Here is a 1,037-nt window from a genome sequence, read left to right as displayed (position 1 = left end):
TGAAAATGGCCGGGTCACTGGTGTGCCCCTGGATAATTCCAACCGCCTGAAAATTTTCCTGGATAAAGGGGTGAATAAAGGGTTACTGGATGAACAGGCCAGCGAGCTGCTGTTTAACAATGCGGACCTGAAGCAGTACAGCGAGCTGATGATGGATATCGCTTCTGCCTGGCATGGTACTGACACTTCCGGTGCAGACGGAGAAGTGGTCAGGGAAGAACTGGCCACCATGTTTATTAATCTGGCCGACTACTTTGATGACCAGGGTTTTGCCTATGGCAGTTCCCTCGGAACGGTTCACCACTTTGGCTATTCACTACGCCCCCTGTTCAAGGCTCACTTCCTGATGCGGGGCGTACTGGATGAGCGAAACCGTGTTGAACGTACCCAGCAGATGCTGTCCTGGTTTGCCGGTGCCGGTCGCATCTTCGAGCCTGCAGATCAGATTGACAGCTTTAATATTGATGTCATGAACACCCAGCTGCAGGGTATCCTGGCCAGTATCCTGCTGATCAGCGACAGTAATGAACAGGCCCGCTGGCTGAGCCAGTTAAGCCAATGGCTCTCTGCATCGCTGATCACCTCTCCGGGTACTGCGGGTGGCTTCAAGGAAGACGGCTCCATGTTCCATCACTCACAGCACTATCCGGCTTATGGCAAGGGTGGCCTGAAGGGGCTTACGCCTGTCGTTTACCTGTTGAGTGGTACAGACTATGCCATCAGTCCACAAGCCCATGCCCTGCTGCGTAACGCCACGCTGATGACGGCCGTTTATGCCAACCAGAACACGACGCTGATGTCGGTTACTGGCCGACACCCAACGGGTGAACAGTCCATGGAAACTGATCCTTTCCTTTATATGGCACTCTCCGGGACTTCAGATGGCCAACACCCCATTGACCGGGAAATGGCAGCGACCTGGCTGAGGCTGACGGACTCACCGGCCCCGGTGCTTGTGGATAAGTTCAATGCGCTGGGCATTTTTGCCAACCAGCCCGCTGTGGGTAACTGGTCCATGAACTACGCCGGTCTGGCAC

General features: G+C 54.8%; 1 protein-coding gene. It reads left to right on the top strand.

Features of this window, described 5'->3' with window-relative positions; all coding sequences use genetic code 11:
- Positions 1 to 22: 22 nt before the first annotated feature.
- Positions 23 to 1,037, top strand: a 1,015-nt coding sequence (locus KDK13_RS07570) for a chondroitinase family polysaccharide lyase (protein WP_257284368.1), incomplete at its 3' end; no start/stop codon positions are given.

The sequence above is a fragment of the Endozoicomonas sp. SESOKO1 genome (genome assembly GCF_024606265.1).
In the GTDB taxonomy this organism is placed as follows: domain Bacteria; phylum Pseudomonadota; class Gammaproteobacteria; order Pseudomonadales; family Endozoicomonadaceae; genus Endozoicomonas.
The sequence above is the reverse complement of the archived record's forward strand: the minus strand, read 5'-3'. Positions and strand labels throughout refer to the sequence as shown.